The 15,264-nt window shown below is 59.1% G+C and carries 15 protein-coding genes; 6 read left to right on the plus strand and 9 right to left on the minus strand.

The window, feature by feature from the left end; translation table 11 throughout:
* Positions 1–140: 140 nt before the first annotated feature.
* On the plus strand, positions 141–1,295 hold the full coding sequence (locus E7738_RS20335) for an MFS transporter (protein ID WP_230201023.1): 1,155 nt from the start codon (positions 141–143) through the stop codon (positions 1,293–1,295).
* 53 nt (positions 1,296–1,348) lie between these two features.
* Here the strand turns inward: E7738_RS20335 and clcA are convergent, their stop codons facing one another.
* Complete coding sequence (clcA, locus tag E7738_RS20340) at positions 1,349–2,752, minus strand: H(+)/Cl(-) exchange transporter ClcA (RefSeq protein WP_081316036.1); 1,404 nt, start codon at positions 2,750–2,752, stop codon at positions 1,349–1,351.
* A 297-nt stretch (positions 2,753–3,049) separates the two neighbouring features.
* Here clcA and glsB point away from each other — a divergent pair, with 297 nt between their 5' ends.
* The 3 genes from glsB to E7738_RS20355 all read left to right on the plus strand — a co-directional run bounded on the left by glsB (position 3,050) and on the right by E7738_RS20355 (position 6,773).
* Positions 3,050–3,973, plus strand: a complete 924-nt coding sequence (gene glsB, locus E7738_RS20345) for a glutaminase B (RefSeq protein ID WP_222952208.1) — start codon at positions 3,050–3,052, stop codon at positions 3,971–3,973.
* A gap of 578 nt (positions 3,974–4,551) precedes the next feature.
* Complete coding sequence (locus E7738_RS20350; RefSeq protein WP_262258337.1) at positions 4,552–4,968, plus strand: DUF2946 domain-containing protein; 417 nt, start codon at positions 4,552–4,554, stop codon at positions 4,966–4,968.
* A 65-nt stretch (positions 4,969–5,033) separates the two neighbouring features.
* Positions 5,034–6,773: a DUF2534 family protein gene (locus E7738_RS20355; protein WP_262258338.1), complete on the plus strand. Its 1,740-nt coding sequence runs from the start codon at positions 5,034–5,036 to the stop codon at positions 6,771–6,773.
* 68 nt (positions 6,774–6,841) lie between these two features.
* Here the strand turns inward: E7738_RS20355 and E7738_RS20360 are convergent, their stop codons facing one another.
* Positions 6,842–7,858, minus strand: a complete 1,017-nt coding sequence (locus tag E7738_RS20360; protein ID WP_021508873.1) for an NADPH-dependent aldehyde reductase Ahr — start codon at positions 7,856–7,858, stop codon at positions 6,842–6,844.
* A 123-nt stretch (positions 7,859–7,981) separates the two neighbouring features.
* A complete protein-coding gene (locus tag E7738_RS20365) occupies positions 7,982–8,251 on the minus strand; it encodes a hypothetical protein (protein WP_010616678.1) in 270 nt (89 codons plus the stop codon).
* 329 nt (positions 8,252–8,580) lie between these two features.
* Here E7738_RS20365 and E7738_RS20370 point away from each other — a divergent pair, with 329 nt between their 5' ends.
* Together E7738_RS20370 and E7738_RS20375 are read left to right on the plus strand one after the other, a co-directional pair.
* A complete protein-coding gene (locus E7738_RS20370) occupies positions 8,581–9,477 on the plus strand; it encodes an extracellular solute-binding protein (RefSeq protein ID WP_262258618.1) in 897 nt (298 codons plus the stop codon).
* On the plus strand, positions 9,474–10,256 hold the full coding sequence (locus E7738_RS20375; RefSeq protein WP_262258339.1) for a molybdate ABC transporter permease subunit: 783 nt from the start codon (positions 9,474–9,476) through the stop codon (positions 10,254–10,256). The genes E7738_RS20370 and E7738_RS20375 overlap by 4 nt, the downstream gene beginning before the upstream one ends.
* Here E7738_RS20375 and E7738_RS20380 read toward each other — a convergent pair.
* The 6 genes from E7738_RS20380 to E7738_RS20405 form a co-directional block, all read right to left on the minus strand.
* Entirely contained in the window at positions 10,253–10,642 is a 390-nt protein-coding gene (locus tag E7738_RS20380; protein WP_021508870.1) for a response regulator transcription factor, read from the minus strand. The genes E7738_RS20375 and E7738_RS20380 overlap by 4 nt on opposite strands.
* 210 nt (positions 10,643–10,852) lie before the next feature.
* A complete protein-coding gene (locus tag E7738_RS20385) occupies positions 10,853–11,629 on the minus strand; it encodes an ABC transporter ATP-binding protein (protein ID WP_058758981.1) in 777 nt (258 codons plus the stop codon).
* A complete protein-coding gene (locus E7738_RS20390) occupies positions 11,629–12,312 on the minus strand; it encodes an ABC transporter permease (protein ID WP_058758980.1) in 684 nt (227 codons plus the stop codon). The genes E7738_RS20385 and E7738_RS20390 overlap by 1 nt, the downstream gene beginning before the upstream one ends.
* 9 nt (positions 12,313–12,321) lie before the next feature.
* A complete protein-coding gene (locus tag E7738_RS20395; protein ID WP_058758979.1) occupies positions 12,322–13,041 on the minus strand; it encodes an ABC transporter permease in 720 nt (239 codons plus the stop codon).
* A 12-nt stretch (positions 13,042–13,053) separates the two neighbouring features.
* Complete coding sequence (locus tag E7738_RS20400; protein WP_241493834.1) at positions 13,054–13,902, minus strand: transporter substrate-binding domain-containing protein; 849 nt, start codon at positions 13,900–13,902, stop codon at positions 13,054–13,056.
* Positions 13,903–13,917: 15 nt separating this feature from the next.
* Complete coding sequence (locus E7738_RS20405) at positions 13,918–15,105, minus strand: M20 metallopeptidase family protein (protein WP_166710555.1); 1,188 nt, start codon at positions 15,103–15,105, stop codon at positions 13,918–13,920.
* Positions 15,106–15,264: the final 159 nt, after the last annotated feature.

Here is a 15,264-nt window from a genome sequence, read left to right on the forward strand (position 1 = left end):
CGCTAATTTACGATGTCACATTGCTGCTCTATGCTTGTCACCATCCTCCACTCTTTCTTCATCACAACATGAATGCAAATCCGATAGCGCATCCCGCTGCTTTGCGGTCTCTCCAGGCGTTGTGCCTGGTCAATTTTTTCATGGCCGACGTGCGGGATGGACTCGGCCCTTTCCTGGGGATCTTTCTTACCGAGCATGGCTGGAGAGCGGATGATATTGGCTGGGCGATGACTGCCGGCGGTTTAGCCGGTCTGCTGGCTACGCTGCCGGCGGGTCTGGCAACCGATGCCACGCACCATAAAAAAGGGCTGCTGATTCTGGCCTCACTGCTTATTACGCTGGCCACCCTGATGCTGTGGTGGTTTCCTTACGGTGGAGTGGTGGTTGGCTCGCAGGTGGTTACCGGCCTCGCGGCCGCGCTTATTGCCCCGTTACTGACCGGCGTCACCCTCGGCCTGACCGGCTCTCAGGGGTTCAGCCAGCAGATGGGTAGAAACGAGGCGTTCAATCATGGCGGCAATATGACTGCCGCGCTGTTTGCCGGGTTTGCGGTCTGGCTGTGGGGCACCGATGCGGTTTTTATCCTGATGACCGCGATGGCACTGTGCGCATGTTTTGCCGTGGCCGCCATTCAGCGTAACGCGATCGATGACCGCGCGGCGCGCGGCGGTGCCCGACAGCAGGCCGCAGAGCTTCCTGGTTTCTCTGCCCTGCTGCGCAATCCGGTGCTGCTGATTACCGGCCTGACGCTGCTGCTGTTTCACCTCGGCAACGCCGCGCTGTTGCCGATGCTGGGCATTCGCGCGGCGGCAACGCACAGCGGACAGCTCAGCCCCGGTGTTTATACCGCTGCAACCGTGGTGATTTCGCAATGCGTGATGATTCCCGTGGCGCTATTCGCCGCCCGAAACGCCAGCCGCCTCGGTTTCCCGCTGCTGATAACCCTCGCGCTGGTGGTGCTGCCGGTGCGTGCCGGCATCGCCTCCCTGTTCGATGGCACCTATGCGATGGTACCGGTACAGATTCTTGATGGTCTGGCCGCCGGGCTGCTGGGCGTGGCAGTACCGGGCTACATCGTCAGCGTGCTTGACGGCAGCGGACACACCAATGCCGGCCAGAGTTTCGTCATGCTGATGCAGGGCGTGGGCGCGGCATGCAGTCCGGCACTGACCGGCAGCATCGCCGCCGCCTGGTCTTATCAGGTCGCTTTCGCCGTGCTCGGCAGCATCGCCCTCGCCGCACTGATGCTCTGGAGCCTCAGCCAGCGCATCCGATGGGTTAAAAGCCGGGCGTGAGGGGATATCTTTCCACCCGGCTTGAGTCGCGCTTCGATAAGCCGGGATAATCCCTATTCCGTCCGGGCGCTGGCGCGGTTAGTGAGCTGTGCTTTGGCCAGGGTGCGTGCCAGGATTGAAGAATAGAGCGGTTTGCCACCAAAGAACTGCGCTGCCAGCGTCGCGCCCAGGCAGGTGATGATCATCGGCAGAATCAGTTGATAGTTATTGGTCATCTCCAGCACCAGCACGATGCCGGTAAGCGGCGCGCGCACCGAGGCGGCGAACAGCGCGCCCATCCCGGCGACGGCAAAGGTGGCGGCTTCCAGCTGATAATGCGGGAACCAGTCGGCGCTCAGCTGACCAAAGCAGGTGCCCAGCAGCGTGCCCAGCGTCAGCATGGGCGCAAAAATGCCGCCCGGCGCGCCTGAAGAGAAGCAGCAAATGGTGACCAGCGTGCGCAGCGCGAAGAGAGCAAACAGCGCCAGCGCGCCATAGTGTCCGGTAGCGAAATCCGGAATCAGCGTCGTTCCGCCGCTCACCGCCTGCGGCAGCAGTAAACCCAGCATGCCGCACAGTCCGGCCAGCAGGCTACCGAACAGCACCCAGCGCCCGGTACGTCCGAGATGCAGGCGCTGAAACTGGTCCTGTGCGAGAAATATCAGCCGGTTGAACGCCACGCCGCAGCCACCAAACAGCACACCCAGCACCAGATAGAGCCACAGCGTCTCGGTGGGCGCGTCACGCAGCTGACCGATATTAATGATGGCTTCATTACCGTTGAGCACGCGAAAGACAATACTCGACATGATCACGCCAACAAACACCGCTTTTATCGATATCAGGCTATAGCGAAACTGCGGGCGCATCTCTTCGATAATGAACAAAATGCCGGCCAGCGGCGCGTTGAACGCCGCCGAAAGCCCCGCCGCGGCACCGGTCGCCAGCAGCGTATGACGCGATTCGGAATCGCGCACGCGAAACAGATCGAGGCACATACCACCGATGTTGCCGCCAATCTGCACCGTGGGTCCTTCGCGTCCCAGCACCATGCCAGAGCCCAGCGCACCCATGCCGCCGATAAATTTAACCGGCAGCACGCGCCACCAGCGCACCGGGCGCAGCTCTTCCAGCGCGCCCTCAATTTCCGGAATGCCCGAGCCTCCCGCCTCTGGCGCGAAGCGGCGCACCAGAAAATAGCCGATGCCGCCCAGCAGCGCCGAAATAAAAAACGCGCTCAGCAACGCCATGGCCAGGTTATCCGCACGCTCTGTCAGCCAGCCGATCCGCAGGTGGAGAATAAAATTGACCGCGCGATCGAAAGCCACACCCACCAGCCCGGTAAGGATACCGACCAGCGCGGCCAGCAGCAGCAATGCCAGCGGGGTTTTATCGCGTCGCAGCAGTTTTTGCAGCAGCATAAAGCGCCCGGCGCGCATCGCGTTGGCAGGCTCGGTGGCATCAGGTAAGGCAGACATCGTCATCCTCAATTACAACAGTTGAGCGCATTGGCTGCGCCGGAAAGAGTTTGGGCTTAGCATAACCAAAATTACCTGATCGGTAACTCAATCATTCGCAACATAATTTTACCTCAGGCCGCGCGATGTGGCGTGGGCGCCAGGCTGGGTTGCGATCGGGCGCAACAAACCGGGCAGAAAATCCGCAATGCAGTGCAGGCTTGCTGCAGCATGCTCACAGAATTTTACGCGGTGGATTGACGCGCCGACGGCAAATCACCATGATCGCGCCAGGATTAGTCACCCCGGAGCCACAAGGTGTCGGAACTCAGTAATGCATTGCTTGAAGAGATTGTCACGGACGTACGCCCCCTCACCCGTCAGGGCAAAGTGGCAGATTACATCCCGGCGCTGGCCGGCGTGGATGCCGATCAACTGGGCATCGCCATTGCCACCGCCGATGGACGCAGCTACCAGGCCGGCGATGCAGGCACGCGCTTCTCGATCCAGTCCATCTCCAAAGTCCTGTCGCTTACCGTCGCGCTGACGCTGTACGAGGACGCCGAGATCTGGCAGCGCGTGGGCAAAGAGCCATCCGGCCAGGCATTCAATTCTCTGGTGCAGCTTGAACTGGAACAGGGAAAGCCGCGCAATCCATTCATTAACGCCGGCGCGCTGGTAATGTGCGATTTGCTGGAAAGCCGACTCACCGCGCCGCGCCAGCGCATGCTCGAGTTTGTGCGTCGTCTGGCACAGCAGCCGGACATTCAGTATGACCGTGTGGTCGCGCGTTCAGAGTATGAGCACTCGGCGCGTAACGCCGCCATTGCCTGGCTGATGAAGTCGTTTGGCAACTTCCATAATGATGTCAGTAAAGTAATGGAAACCTACTTTCACTACTGCTCGCTGGCGATGAGCTGCAGCGAACTGGCGCGTACTTTTCTCTATCTCGCCAATCACGGTCGCACGCTGGATGATGAGTGGGCGGTGATCTCTGCACGCCAGGCGCGGCAGGTGAACGCACTGATGATGACCAGCGGCATGTACGACGGCGCCGGTGAGTTTGCCTGGCGCGTGGGCATGCCGGCTAAATCCGGCGTCGGCGGCGGGATTGTCGCAGTGATTCCCGGTGAAATGAGTATTGCCGTCTGGTCACCGGCGCTCGATCATTCCGGTAACTCGCTGGCCGGCACCGCCATGCTGGAGAAACTCACGGAGCGGCTGGGGCGATCGATATTTTAAGGCCCGGCTCATACTGAGAGTCTTCCCTGTAAATGAAAAGAGTTAAACAATGAGCCGCCCGTTTATATCGGTGCGCATAAATGCGCACCCTACGAAAATCGTGTAATTCCTTGCTGATTGCGATCGATGCCGTTATGCCTTGCAATTAAGTTGAAAGTGACCTGATTACAACGGTCCGTATCAATGCGCCGTCATGTGTAAATAGTGCAACTGCCTACAGGCCGCAATAAATGACGTGAGCCCTGCAGTAAAGTTGCAAGTGACCTGTTTATATCGGTGCGGATCAATGCGCACCCTGTGCAAATAGTGCAAATACCTTGTAGGGTCGCCATTAATGGCGACCACAAATTCTGAGCAATGACAGCTCTTGCCATCAGACTCCACTCATCCTTCAGCAATGAGAAATAGTGTTTCTCTAATGTACTCATCAGGTTGCAATTAAGTTAACAAACACACCACGTTAAGTGACCCTTTTCAAAAGGTGCGAATTTTGTCGCTCCCAGCCTCACTTTTATTAACCCTTGTGCGGCAATCGCGTTACACTTCGGCCTCATTTGTTGAAGCACTCAGTATTTGCCATGACGTTTTCCTATCACTTTCGCCAGCGCCTGACCGCCTGCGTCGCCATTGTGGCGGTGCTGCTGCTGTTCGTCGCGCCGATTGTGTCGAAAACGCTGCTGGAGCGGCAAACGCGCATTGACCCCGTGGCGTCGCACAGCCCTTCATCTGCCATGCCAATGCACCATCACGATATGCCGATGGAGATGGCGATGCCGGGCATGATGCATCACAACATGGACGACGGCGAATTTGCCTGCGGCTATTGCGATTTGCTGGTGCATGTTCCACTGTTGATGTGGGTGTTTATCCCGTTCATCTGGCTGATGCTGGTGATCTCGCGCGCCCCACCGCTGCCGCCGCTGGTGGCACCCCGGCCGCGCCGCTTCAGCGGTACCCATCGTCCGCGCGCGCCACCGGTTTTTCTTTCCTGCTGAATCTCATTAATTGGTACAACGCCTGCGCTGTGCCCTGACATTCTCTTATCGGAAGGAAGACGGCTTTGTCTGCTGTTCACTCTGCAGCACCGCGCCGCGCGGTGCTAAATCTGCTACGCCGCTTACATTTTTATATTGGCCTGTTTGTCGCGCCATTCATCTTCGTGGCGGCGCTCAGCGGCACGCTCTATGTGCTGACGCCGCAGCTGGAAAATCTGATCTACGCTGATGCGCTCACCGCGCAGCCGCAGGGCAATGCGCAACCGCTCTCGGCGCAGATCGCCGCAGCACGCGCCTATGCGGGCGAAAATCAGCACATTTATGCGGTTCGACCTGCGCCCGCCGCGCGCGATACCACGCGCGTACAGTTCAGCGATGCCACACTCGGTCCGTCGCAGTCGCGCGCGGTATTTATCGATCCCTACAGCCTCAAAGTAACCGGCGACATGACGGTGTACGGCACCAGTGGCGTGTTGCCGCTGCGCACCACGCTCGATCTGCTGCACAGCAGCCTGTTACTCGGTGACTTTGGTCGCAACTACAGCGAACTGGCGGCGAGCTGGCTGTGGGTGGCCGCGCTCGGCGGCGTGCTGCTGTGGCTGGGCACGCGGCCAAAACGCCAGCTGAAAACCGTGCGAAAGGGGTTTGCCTTTAACCGGCACTGGCACATCACGCTGGGGCTGACGCTGCTGCTCGGGCTGCTGTTCTTCTCCGTTACCGGCCTCACCTGGTCACAATGGGCAGGTAGCAATATCGATAAGATGCGCACCGAGCTTAACTGGCTGACGCCACAGGTGAATACGTCGCTCAGCGGTGATGCGCCCGCCGCGCCGGCGGATCCTCACGCCGATCACCGCAGTATGCCGGACATGGACATGACCAGCATGCCAATGTCGTCGATGGCGAAACCGGCGGCGCAGCCGGCGAAGTCACTGCCGGCAAATGCCGCCGACGCTGACTGGGATCGCGTGCTGGCGGCGGCGCGTCAGGATGGCATCCGCGCGGCTAAAGTGGAGCTGCGCCAGCCGAAGAGCGAGGGCAAAGCCTGGACTGTCAGCGAGATTGATCGCAGCTGGCCCACCCAGGTGGATGCGGTGTCCGTGAATCCGCACAGCTTCGCGATTGTCGATCACGTCTGGTTTGATCGCTTCCCGCTGGTGGCAAAACTGACGCGCTGGGGCGTCGATGCGCACATGGGCGTGCTGTTTGGCTGGCCTAATCAGCTGTTGCTGGCGCTGTTTGGCCTGGGTTTATGCAGTATGATTGTGCTGGGTTATCGCATGTGGTGGCTGCGCCGCCCGGCTCTCGATCAGGCCAGCCCGGCGCAAACCCTGAGCGCAAGCTGGCTGGCGCTGCCGCACTATGCCAAAGGGGTCTGCCTGATGCTGGCGCTGGCGCTCGGTTATGCCCTGCCGGTGATGGGCGTCAGCCTGCTGGCCTTCGTGCTGGTGGACGTACTGCGCTGGCGCAGACAACAACGTGCGCCGATGAGCGAAGCGGAAATTCTCGCTGCGCAGCAGTCGCCGCTCGGTATCGTGCGGGCGCGCTTCACGGTGAAACGCAAGGAGATGCGTTACTACCTGCGTGGGCTGTTTATTCTGGCGCTGATTGTCGGTACGGTGATGAGCAATGCGATTATCGGCGGCGTGATCGATCAATACGGCATCCCGTTCAGCCACTGGACGCTGACCATGTATCTGACGCAGGGCTTTATGATCGCGCTTTACACCACGGTGTTCACCGCGCTGATGTCGATTCCGCTGTGGTATTTCTTCCTCGGCGAAAAGGATGATTCGCAGGGATAAGGCGTAAAAAACGGCGGATGATCCCCCATCCGCCGTTTTGTCTGACAAATGTCAGCGTGTTATCCGCCTCAGAAATCGGCCTTCAGCACCACGCGGTAATTAGCTTTACCGGCGCGTACGTGATCCAGCGCTTCATTGATTTTCGACATCGGGAACTCTTCCACCTGCGGTGCCACATCGGCGCGTGACGCCAGACGCATCAGTTTACGCAGCTGGCCCGGTGAACCGGTAGAAGAACCCGTTACCGCGCGATCGCCCAGAATCAGACTGAACGCCGGCACTTCAAATGGCTTCATCACCGCGCCCACGGTGTGGAACTTACCGTGCGGAGCCAGCGCCTGGAAGTACGGCTGCCAGTCCAGATCGACGGCTACGGTGCTGATAATCAAATCAAATTGCCCGGCCAGCGCGTTCAGCGCCTGAGGATCGCGGCTGTTGACCACACGATCGGCGCCCATGGCTTTGATGGATTCGGTTTTGCTGGCATTCGAACTGAACGCCGTAACTTCAGCACCCATGGCGCGCAGCAGTTTGATCGCCATATGGCCCAGGCCGCCAATACCGATAACGCCGACGCGGCTGGTGGCCGTTACATGGTGCATCAGCAGCGGTTTAAACACGGTAATCCCACCGCACAGCAGCGGACCGGCAGAGGTAATGTCCATGGATTCCGGCAGCGGAATCACCCACTGCCAGTCGGCGCGCAGATGGCTGGCGAAACCGCCTTTGTTCATGATGGTTGGCACTGAACCGTTCTCACAGTTGACCTGCTCGCCGTTGATGCAGGCATCACAGTGCTGGCAGCTTTTCGCAGTCCAGCCGATACCCACGCGCTGGCCGACCTTCAACCCTTTGTCCTGCGCCGCATCGCCGAGTGCGCTGATGCGACCAATCACTTCGTGACCGGCAATGACCGGATAAGAGGAAATGCCCCACTCGTTATCAATCATCGACAAATCAGAATGGCACACACCGCAGTAATCGACCTCAACCAGCACTTCTTCCGCCGCCAGCGGACCGGTTTCGTACTCGTACGGTACCAGCGCATCACCGGCGTTGTGTGCGGCATAACTTTTGATTTTCATTACTGTCCTCTGTTTTCAGCGTTGTTAACCCGGGAAGTCTAGCAGAGCGTATTGCCTGATTATGATTAAATTTCAGCCAATTAGAGTCTGTTAAGCGCAACGGGGAAAGAAAAGCATTTCGCGTTAAAGCGAATCGTGACTGGGCGGACTGCGGAACGCATGGCGCGCCTCTTCTATCAGCTGGCTGGCGGTGACGGTGGGCGGCAAACGCGTCAGCACTTTGCTGGCCTGCCAGTAACACAGCACCATCTCTTCGTTAGTTTCGTTCTCCGCCATTTCCCTTAAGCGTCTGCGCAGGCTCAGCACGTCCAGCGTTTGCTGTTCATCCACCATCTCAGCGATGGTTTGATTGATGACCTGATGAATAATTTTCCAGGAAAGATCGGCAAACACGTTAAACCTCGTGACGTAGTAACGGGCTCCATGCAAATGAGGAAAAGGTGCACGCCCAGCGGCACGTAAAATAATCCAACTGGGATAACTATAGCCGCTTATTTAACCAGCAGACGGCTGGCTGCCTGTATTTGCGGTAGCTCGCGGATCGGTAAATGAATTTTTTCTCTCAGCGCGATAAACTGGCACTAAAACCCGGCGCTGGCGCGGCCCGCAGGATTTCGCAACAGATTTTACCTTGCGCTAAAACGGAGAATTCCGATAATCGCTATCTACTCATTTATATAGCGAAAAGGAATCTCCGCGTGAAGACGCTTACCCTACTGTTAATGACTGCCGCCGGCGGATTGAGTTTACCGGCGCAGGCCGCCATGGATATCCGCGTGACGTATGCCGGTTCGATGGGAAAAATGATGGATCAGGCGCTGGGCCCGGCATTTGCACAACAGCATGACGGTAAGTATGAAGGTCAGGGCCAGGGGGCTTACGGCATGGCGCGTCTGCTGGCGAGCAAAAAAATCACCGCTGACGTGTTCGTGTCTATTACTCCCGGTCCGATGCAGATCCTGAAAGACGCCGGGCTGATCGACAACGCAGTACCGGTAGCCAGCACCAGCATGGTGATTGCCTATAACCCAAAAGGGCCGTTTGCGCCGCAGTTTGCCGCAGCCAAAGGCAATGATGGCCGCTGGCTTCAGCTGCTGGCAGCGCCGGGACTGAAATTTGGCCGGACCGATCCGGTAAACGATCCTAAAGGCCAGAACATTATTTTTACCCTGCTACTGGCGCAGAAGTATTACCGGCAGCCCGGCATCGCTGACAACATTCTCGGCGGTTACCAGAATCCCGCGCAAACCCATCTGGAGGGTGGCTTGCTGACGCGGCTCGAGAGCGGTCAGGTGGATGCGGCAGCAGGCTATGAAAGCGAAGTGAGCTCTGCCCATCTGCCTTACATCGCGCTGCCCGATGAAATCAACCTCAGCAATCCGGCGATGGCGACTAAGTGGTACAACACGGTCAGCTTTAGCGTCAAAGACAGCCAGGGTAAAGATAAAGTGCTGCACACCCAGCCGCTGGTCTATTACGCGGCGGTGCTCAGGAATGCGCCGCACGGTACGGCCGCTGGCAAAGCCTTTGTAGATTTCATGCTGAGTCCGTCAGGACAGGCGCTGTTTAAACAGCAAGGCTATGCCGCGCCGAAGGGCGATGGGCTTTACACCCCATGAAAATCCGCCATGCTGGCGCGCTGTGGCTGTCGCTGCCCGCCCTGGTGCTGCTGGCCGTGCCGTTTGTCACCCTGACGGGCGTCACACACTGGCAACACCTGCGGCTGGCGTGGGGTGACGGCGCGGCGGTAACCACTTCGCTCAGTCTGGGAGCGATCGCGCTGGTGCTGATTTTTCTGACCGGCTTACCGCTGGCCTGGTGGCTGTCGCAGGCGCGGGGAAAAATGCGCTGGCTGGTGGAAACGCTGGTGATGATCCCGCTGCTGACGCCGCCGCTGGCGATGGGAATCCTGCTGGTCAGCGCGTACGGTCCGTACAGTTTGCCCGGCCAGCTGCTGAGCAAGCTGGGCTGGACGCTGGTGAACAATCCCGCCGCCTTTATTCTGGCGCAGTGGTATGGCGCGCTGCCCTACTTTGTCACCAGCGCACGCTCGGCGTTTATCGCGGTGCCGCAGGAGATCCTTGAAGCGGGCCGGACGCTGGGTGCCACACCGTGGCCGCGCTTCTGGCGGCTGGCGCTGCCCCTGGCCGCACCGGGCCTGGCGTCGGCTACGGCACTGGCGTGGGTGCGGGCGATGGGCGAATTCGGCATTGTGATGATTTTCGCCTGGTTTCCCCACGGAATGCCGGCGCAGCTGTATAACAATCTGCAAAACGACGGCGTGGATGCGGTGTATGTGCTGTTGTGGCTGTTACTGCTGTTTACCCTGCCGATGCCGCTGCTGTGCGCGCTGGCTTCCCGGCGCGCGCTCTGCGGCAACACGGCGCGGTATCATTAGAGGCTGGCGCGCTGCTCACTCTCACGCATCGCCAGCCGGACCGTCTCCAGCAGCGGTTCAATCTCCAGCGGCCGGGTGAAAAAGGCAAAGGCGCCCTGAGCAAACAAGCGCCGGCAGGCCTCCAGCGTGTCGTGCCCGGTCATGATGATCACCGGCAGCAGCGGATGGCGTGCACCCTGCCGGGCCAGCCAGCTCAGGCCGCTACTCTCTGGCTGTCGCACGTCAAGCAGCAGACAGCCGCATACGGCTTGCTGACCGGCGGCGGCGGTTTCGAACGATGCCAGGTCAGCAAAGTCGGCGACCTCGTAGTCCACGGTTCGCAGCAGAAATCCCAGCGACTCACGCACGGATACATCATCATCCACTAACCACACCTTCGCGCCCATTACGTACTCCGCCTGTAGAAAAATGAGGAAAATTTCGGCCCTCTCTGTCGCGCGGTAACGCAACAGCAGCCAGACCTGACGGTAGCTGGTTATCGATGGACGTGAAGTGCGCGACGACGTGCACCTTCCCTGCGCCGATAAAAAAGCCCTCCGTTGAGGGAGGGCGATTTTTCCATAATTTGGCTTAGAACACCATTGGCACAAATCTGGTTAGCTGTTGCGCTGCAGGTGGCTGCTGACAAAAGCGCGACAGCGCGCCGAGATCGGTTCGCTGAACACCTGCTGCGGCGATCCGGACTCTTCGATTTTGCCCTGATGCAGAAACACCGCTTTGTTTGATACATCGCGCGCAAACCCCATTTCGTGGGTGACGATAATCATGGTGCGCCCCTCTTCCGCCAGGCTGCGGATGACGCGCAGCACTTCGCCCACCAGCTCCGGGTCGAGTGCGGAAGTGGGTTCATCAAACAGTATCGCTTTCGGCTGCTGCGCCAGCGCCCGGGCAATCGCCACGCGCTGCTGCTGACCACCGGAGAGCTGCGACGGCCACGCGTTGCGCTTTTCGTATAACCCGACTTTTTGCAGCAGCGCTTCGGCCTCGGCAACGGCCTCCTGATGGCTGCGCTTCTGCACATGGATCGGCGCCTCAATGATGTTCTGCAGCACGGTTTTGTGCGGCCACAGATTGAAGCCCTGAAACACAAAGCCGAGTTGCATGCGCATCAGCTTGATGCGGCGGCGCTGTTCACGGCTCAGCTTTTCGTCCGCGTTATCGAGGGTGACCACTTCATCGCCTACAGCAATCTCACCGGCCTGTGGCACTTCAAGAAACGGGATGCAGCGCAGCAGCGTACTTTTACCGGAGCCGCTGGCGCCGATCAGCGAAATGACGTCGCCATCCTGCGCCGTCAGGCTGATGTCATGCAGCACTTCATGCCCGCTATAACTTTTTCTGAGATGGCTCAGGGCAATAGTGGGTTTGTTCATTAACGTGCTCCAGCGTGATAAGGGGACAAACGGCGCTCCAGCAGCGCCACCGCTTTGCTCACCAGCACGGTCAGCAGCAGATAGATAATCGCCGCGCTGATAAACACCTCCAGCGCGCGGAAGGTTTCTGACACGATGGAGTCGGCGATGCCGGTCATCTCCATCAGGCTGATGGTGCTAACCAGCGACGTGGATTTGATCATCGAGATGATCTCATTGCTGTAGGCCGGCAGCGCCTGACGCACCGCCAGCGGCAGCGTGATGCGCCGCAGCGTGGTGAAGCGCGACATGCCGCACACTTTCGCCGCTTCCAGTGACTGCACGCTAACCGCATTCAGTCCGCCGCGCAGGATCTCGGCGGTGTAAGCGGCATCGTTGAGAATCAGCGCAATTAACCCGCACCAGTAGGGCTCACGCAGCAGCGGCCACAGCACGCTTTCGCGCACCGCCGGCAGGCTGCCGAGGCCATAGTAGATCATGAAGATTTGAATCAGCAGCGGCGTACCGCGGAACAGCCAGACATAAAAACGCGTAACGTAGCTGCCGAGGCGATGCTGACGCAGCAAATTCAGCAGCAGCGCCAGTATTCCGCCGCCCAGCAGGGACAATACCGCCAGGTTGAGCGTCAGCGGCAGTCCGCGCAGCAGCGCCGCCAGCGTGTGCTGTAAAAAGGTGAAATCCATCGTGGCTCCTTACAACCGCGCGCGTTGTTGCCCGCGCATGGCCACTTTTTCCACATAGCGGAAGAAGAAATCTGAACAGGTGGTGATAATCAGGTAAATCACCGCGCCTACGCTGTAGAAGAAAAACGGCATCTGGGTGGAATTCGACGCGGTGGAAATCTGGTTCATGGTTTCCACCAGCCCGGTTACCGATACCAGCGCCGACTCCTTAATCACCGATTGCCACTGATTACCCATGCCCGGCAGCGCGGTGCGCAGCGCCTGCGGCACAATCATGCGGCGGAACAGCATAAAACGGCCCATACCGGTGACCGTAGCGGCTTCCAGCGTGCCGGCGGGGATCGCGTAAAACGCGCCGCGAAATACGCTGCTCTGATAAGCGCCGGAAATCAGCCCGATAGCGATCGCGCCGGCAACGAAGCCGTTAACGTCGAACGGTCCCTGCAGGCCGATAGCTTCACCGATAAACCCGACCACCTGTCGGCCACCAAAGTAGAACAGGTAGATCACCAGCAGCTCCGGCACGCCGCGAAACAGCGTGATGTAGCCGCTGGCAACACGCTGCTGCCAGCGGCCGCCACCAATCTGCATCCAGCACAGCAGGCTGCCGAGCATCGCGCCCAGCAGCCACGCACACAGCGAGACCGTTACCGTGACGGTGGCGGCGTCCAGCAGCACGCCGCCCCAGCCTTCGTCACCAAAACCTAACAGTTGCCAGTCAATAGTCATAAGCGCTCAGCATTATTCCGCAGGCGCGACGTTCTCGCCGAACCATTTCTCAGACAGTTGCTTCAGCGTGCCGTCTTTGATCATCGACACCAGCGCCTGATCCAGCGCGGCTTTCAGCTCCGGATTGTTTTTACGAATGGCAATCGCCGAGCCCTGGCCCAGTACACCACCCACAAAGCCGTAACCGGTGCTGTTTACCGTATCCGCGTGTTTTTTCACATATGCATTGAGGTTGGTGCGCGATGCCATGACCGCATCAACCCGGCCGTTAAGCAGATCGGCGAAGGTTTCCGGGCCGGCCTGATAGGTACGGATAGTCGCGACATCACCGAGGTATTTGTTGAGGAAATCGGCCTGAATGGTAGCGACCTGCACCGCAATGGTTTTGCCTTTGAACTTCGCCTTCAGCGCGTCGATGGCTTTGTTCATACCGGCTTCATCGGTCGCCTGTACCACTTCACCGTTGCCCGGCAGAGTATCTACTGCGCTGCCCTTCAGCGTGACGAAGCCCGAAACGCTCACGGTGTACTGATGGGTAAAATCCACCACTTCTTGACGTTTTGGCGTCACGGTGACGGCATCGACCACTGCATCATATTTGCCATCAGCGAGGCCGGGGATCAGTCCGGACCACTTTTGCGCGACGATTTCATATTTGAATCCCGCGCGTTTCGCCAGTTCGGCCACCATATCGGGCTCGTAGCCGACAATTTTGCCGCTCGGCGTGGACTGGTTAAACGGCGGATAGGCCGCTTCGGTGGCGAATTTTAACGTGCCAAAATCTTTGGCCTGAACCACAGCGGCAGCAGCCAGCAGCAACATGCCCGCGGAGGCGGAGAACAGCCCTTTACGCATCATCATAAAACCTCATTATTATCAGTAGAGTAAGTCGATCGCTATACGGGCCAGAGCCTGTGTGCCAGCGTGAATGCTGCGTTCGTCCGGCTGATAGTCGGAGTTGTGCAGATGGTCGTCGCGCCCCGGCGCGCCAGAGCCGATATGGATCTGACAGCCCGGCACACGCTCGGTAAACAGCGAGAAATCTTCCGCGCCAAAGCTGCTGCTGGGTTTTGCCACCACCGGCTTGCCGAACTGGTGCGAGAGGATCGGCTCCAGTGCATCAATCAGCGCATCATCATTCATCAGCGGCGGTACACCTCGCTGATAATTGACCTCAATCCGCGTATTGAGCGACAGCGCCACTCCGGCACAGATGCGGCGGAAAGCGTCTTCCATGTGAGCGCGCGCCTGCGGTGATTTAGCGCGGATGGTGCCCTGAATCAGGCAGCTGTCGGAGATGATGTTATGGGTGGTGCCGCCGTGGATATGGCCAATCGTCAGCACAGCAGAGTTCGCCGGATCGAGCTCGCGCGACACAATGGTCTGCAACTGCGTTACCAGGCTGGCGGCGGCAATGATCGGATCGGTACCCATGTGCGGCCGGGCGGCGTGGGTGGATTTGCCATGAATCACTACGTCGAATTCATCGCTGGAAGCGGTGCTGGCACCGCGCGTCAGGGCAATTTCTCCTGCGGCCAGCTCTGGCTTATTGTGCAGCGTGATCGCCACATCAATGCCGTCCGCTGCGCCGGCAGCAATCATGGCTTGCGCGCCGCTCTCTGGCGTCTCTTCCGCCGGCTGAAAAATCAGCCGCACCGTGCCGTGCAGCTGGCTGCGCAGGTCCGTGAGGATCGCCGCGACGCCGAGCAGCGTAGCCGTGTGGATATCGTGGCCGCAGGCGTGCATTTTACCCGGCCAGATGCTGCTAAACGGCAGGCCGGTTTGCTCATGAATCGGCAGCGCATCCATATCGGCGCGCAGCAGCACGGTTTTGCCCGGCTGCGTACCGGTAATGTCTACCATCACGCCGGTGCGGCCCACGCCGGTTTGCGGCGTTAGCCCGAGGCGCAGCAACTCCTGTTCCACGATGGCTGCAGTGCGGACGGTGTCGAAACCGAGCTCCGGATGCGCGTGAATGTCGCGCCGGATGGCGATGAGGTGCGCCTGCATGCTTTCACTTCTGGCGCTGATATCCCTGGCTAAAATGGTTTTATGATCGGTCATGTGGGTAATACGTTTATGCAGGCTGTCGCCTGGCCGTTATGGCATTTTTATGAAGTTCAGCGTTTTATTTATTCACAGCACCAGTCATATTGCAACGCACAATTCCTTTCCTTAACTGCTGAATTTGCGCGATATTTTTCTAAAACCCTGCCCGGGCAG

Source organism: Pantoea sp. SGAir0430 (assembly GCF_043549295.1).

Excerpts from the sequence above, each read along its gene's own strand:
- E7738_RS20335 (WP_230201023.1), top strand. The coding sequence starts at position 141 with ATGGCCGACGTGCGGGATGGACTCGGCCCTTTCCTGGGGATCTTTCTT.
- clcA (WP_081316036.1), bottom strand. The coding sequence starts at position 2,752 with ATGTCTGCCTTACCTGATGCCACCGAGCCTGCCAACGCGATGCGCGCC.
- E7738_RS20350 (WP_262258337.1), top strand. The coding sequence starts at position 4,552 with ATGACGTTTTCCTATCACTTTCGCCAGCGCCTGACCGCCTGCGTCGCC.
- E7738_RS20360 (WP_021508873.1), bottom strand. The coding sequence starts at position 7,858 with ATGAAAATCAAAAGTTATGCCGCACACAACGCCGGTGATGCGCTGGTA.
- E7738_RS20370 (WP_262258618.1), top strand. The coding sequence starts at position 8,581 with ATGACTGCCGCCGGCGGATTGAGTTTACCGGCGCAGGCCGCCATGGAT.
- E7738_RS20375 (WP_262258339.1), top strand. The coding sequence starts at position 9,474 with ATGAAAATCCGCCATGCTGGCGCGCTGTGGCTGTCGCTGCCCGCCCTG.
- E7738_RS20380 (WP_021508870.1), bottom strand. The coding sequence starts at position 10,642 with ATGGGCGCGAAGGTGTGGTTAGTGGATGATGATGTATCCGTGCGTGAG.
- E7738_RS20385 (WP_058758981.1), bottom strand. The coding sequence starts at position 11,629 with ATGAACAAACCCACTATTGCCCTGAGCCATCTCAGAAAAAGTTATAGC.
- E7738_RS20390 (WP_058758980.1), bottom strand. The coding sequence starts at position 12,312 with ATGGATTTCACCTTTTTACAGCACACGCTGGCGGCGCTGCTGCGCGGA.
- E7738_RS20395 (WP_058758979.1), bottom strand. The coding sequence starts at position 13,041 with ATGACTATTGACTGGCAACTGTTAGGTTTTGGTGACGAAGGCTGGGGC.
- E7738_RS20400 (WP_241493834.1), bottom strand. The coding sequence starts at position 13,902 with ATGATGATGCGTAAAGGGCTGTTCTCCGCCTCCGCGGGCATGTTGCTG.
- E7738_RS20405 (WP_166710555.1), bottom strand. The coding sequence starts at position 15,105 with ATGACCGATCATAAAACCATTTTAGCCAGGGATATCAGCGCCAGAAGT.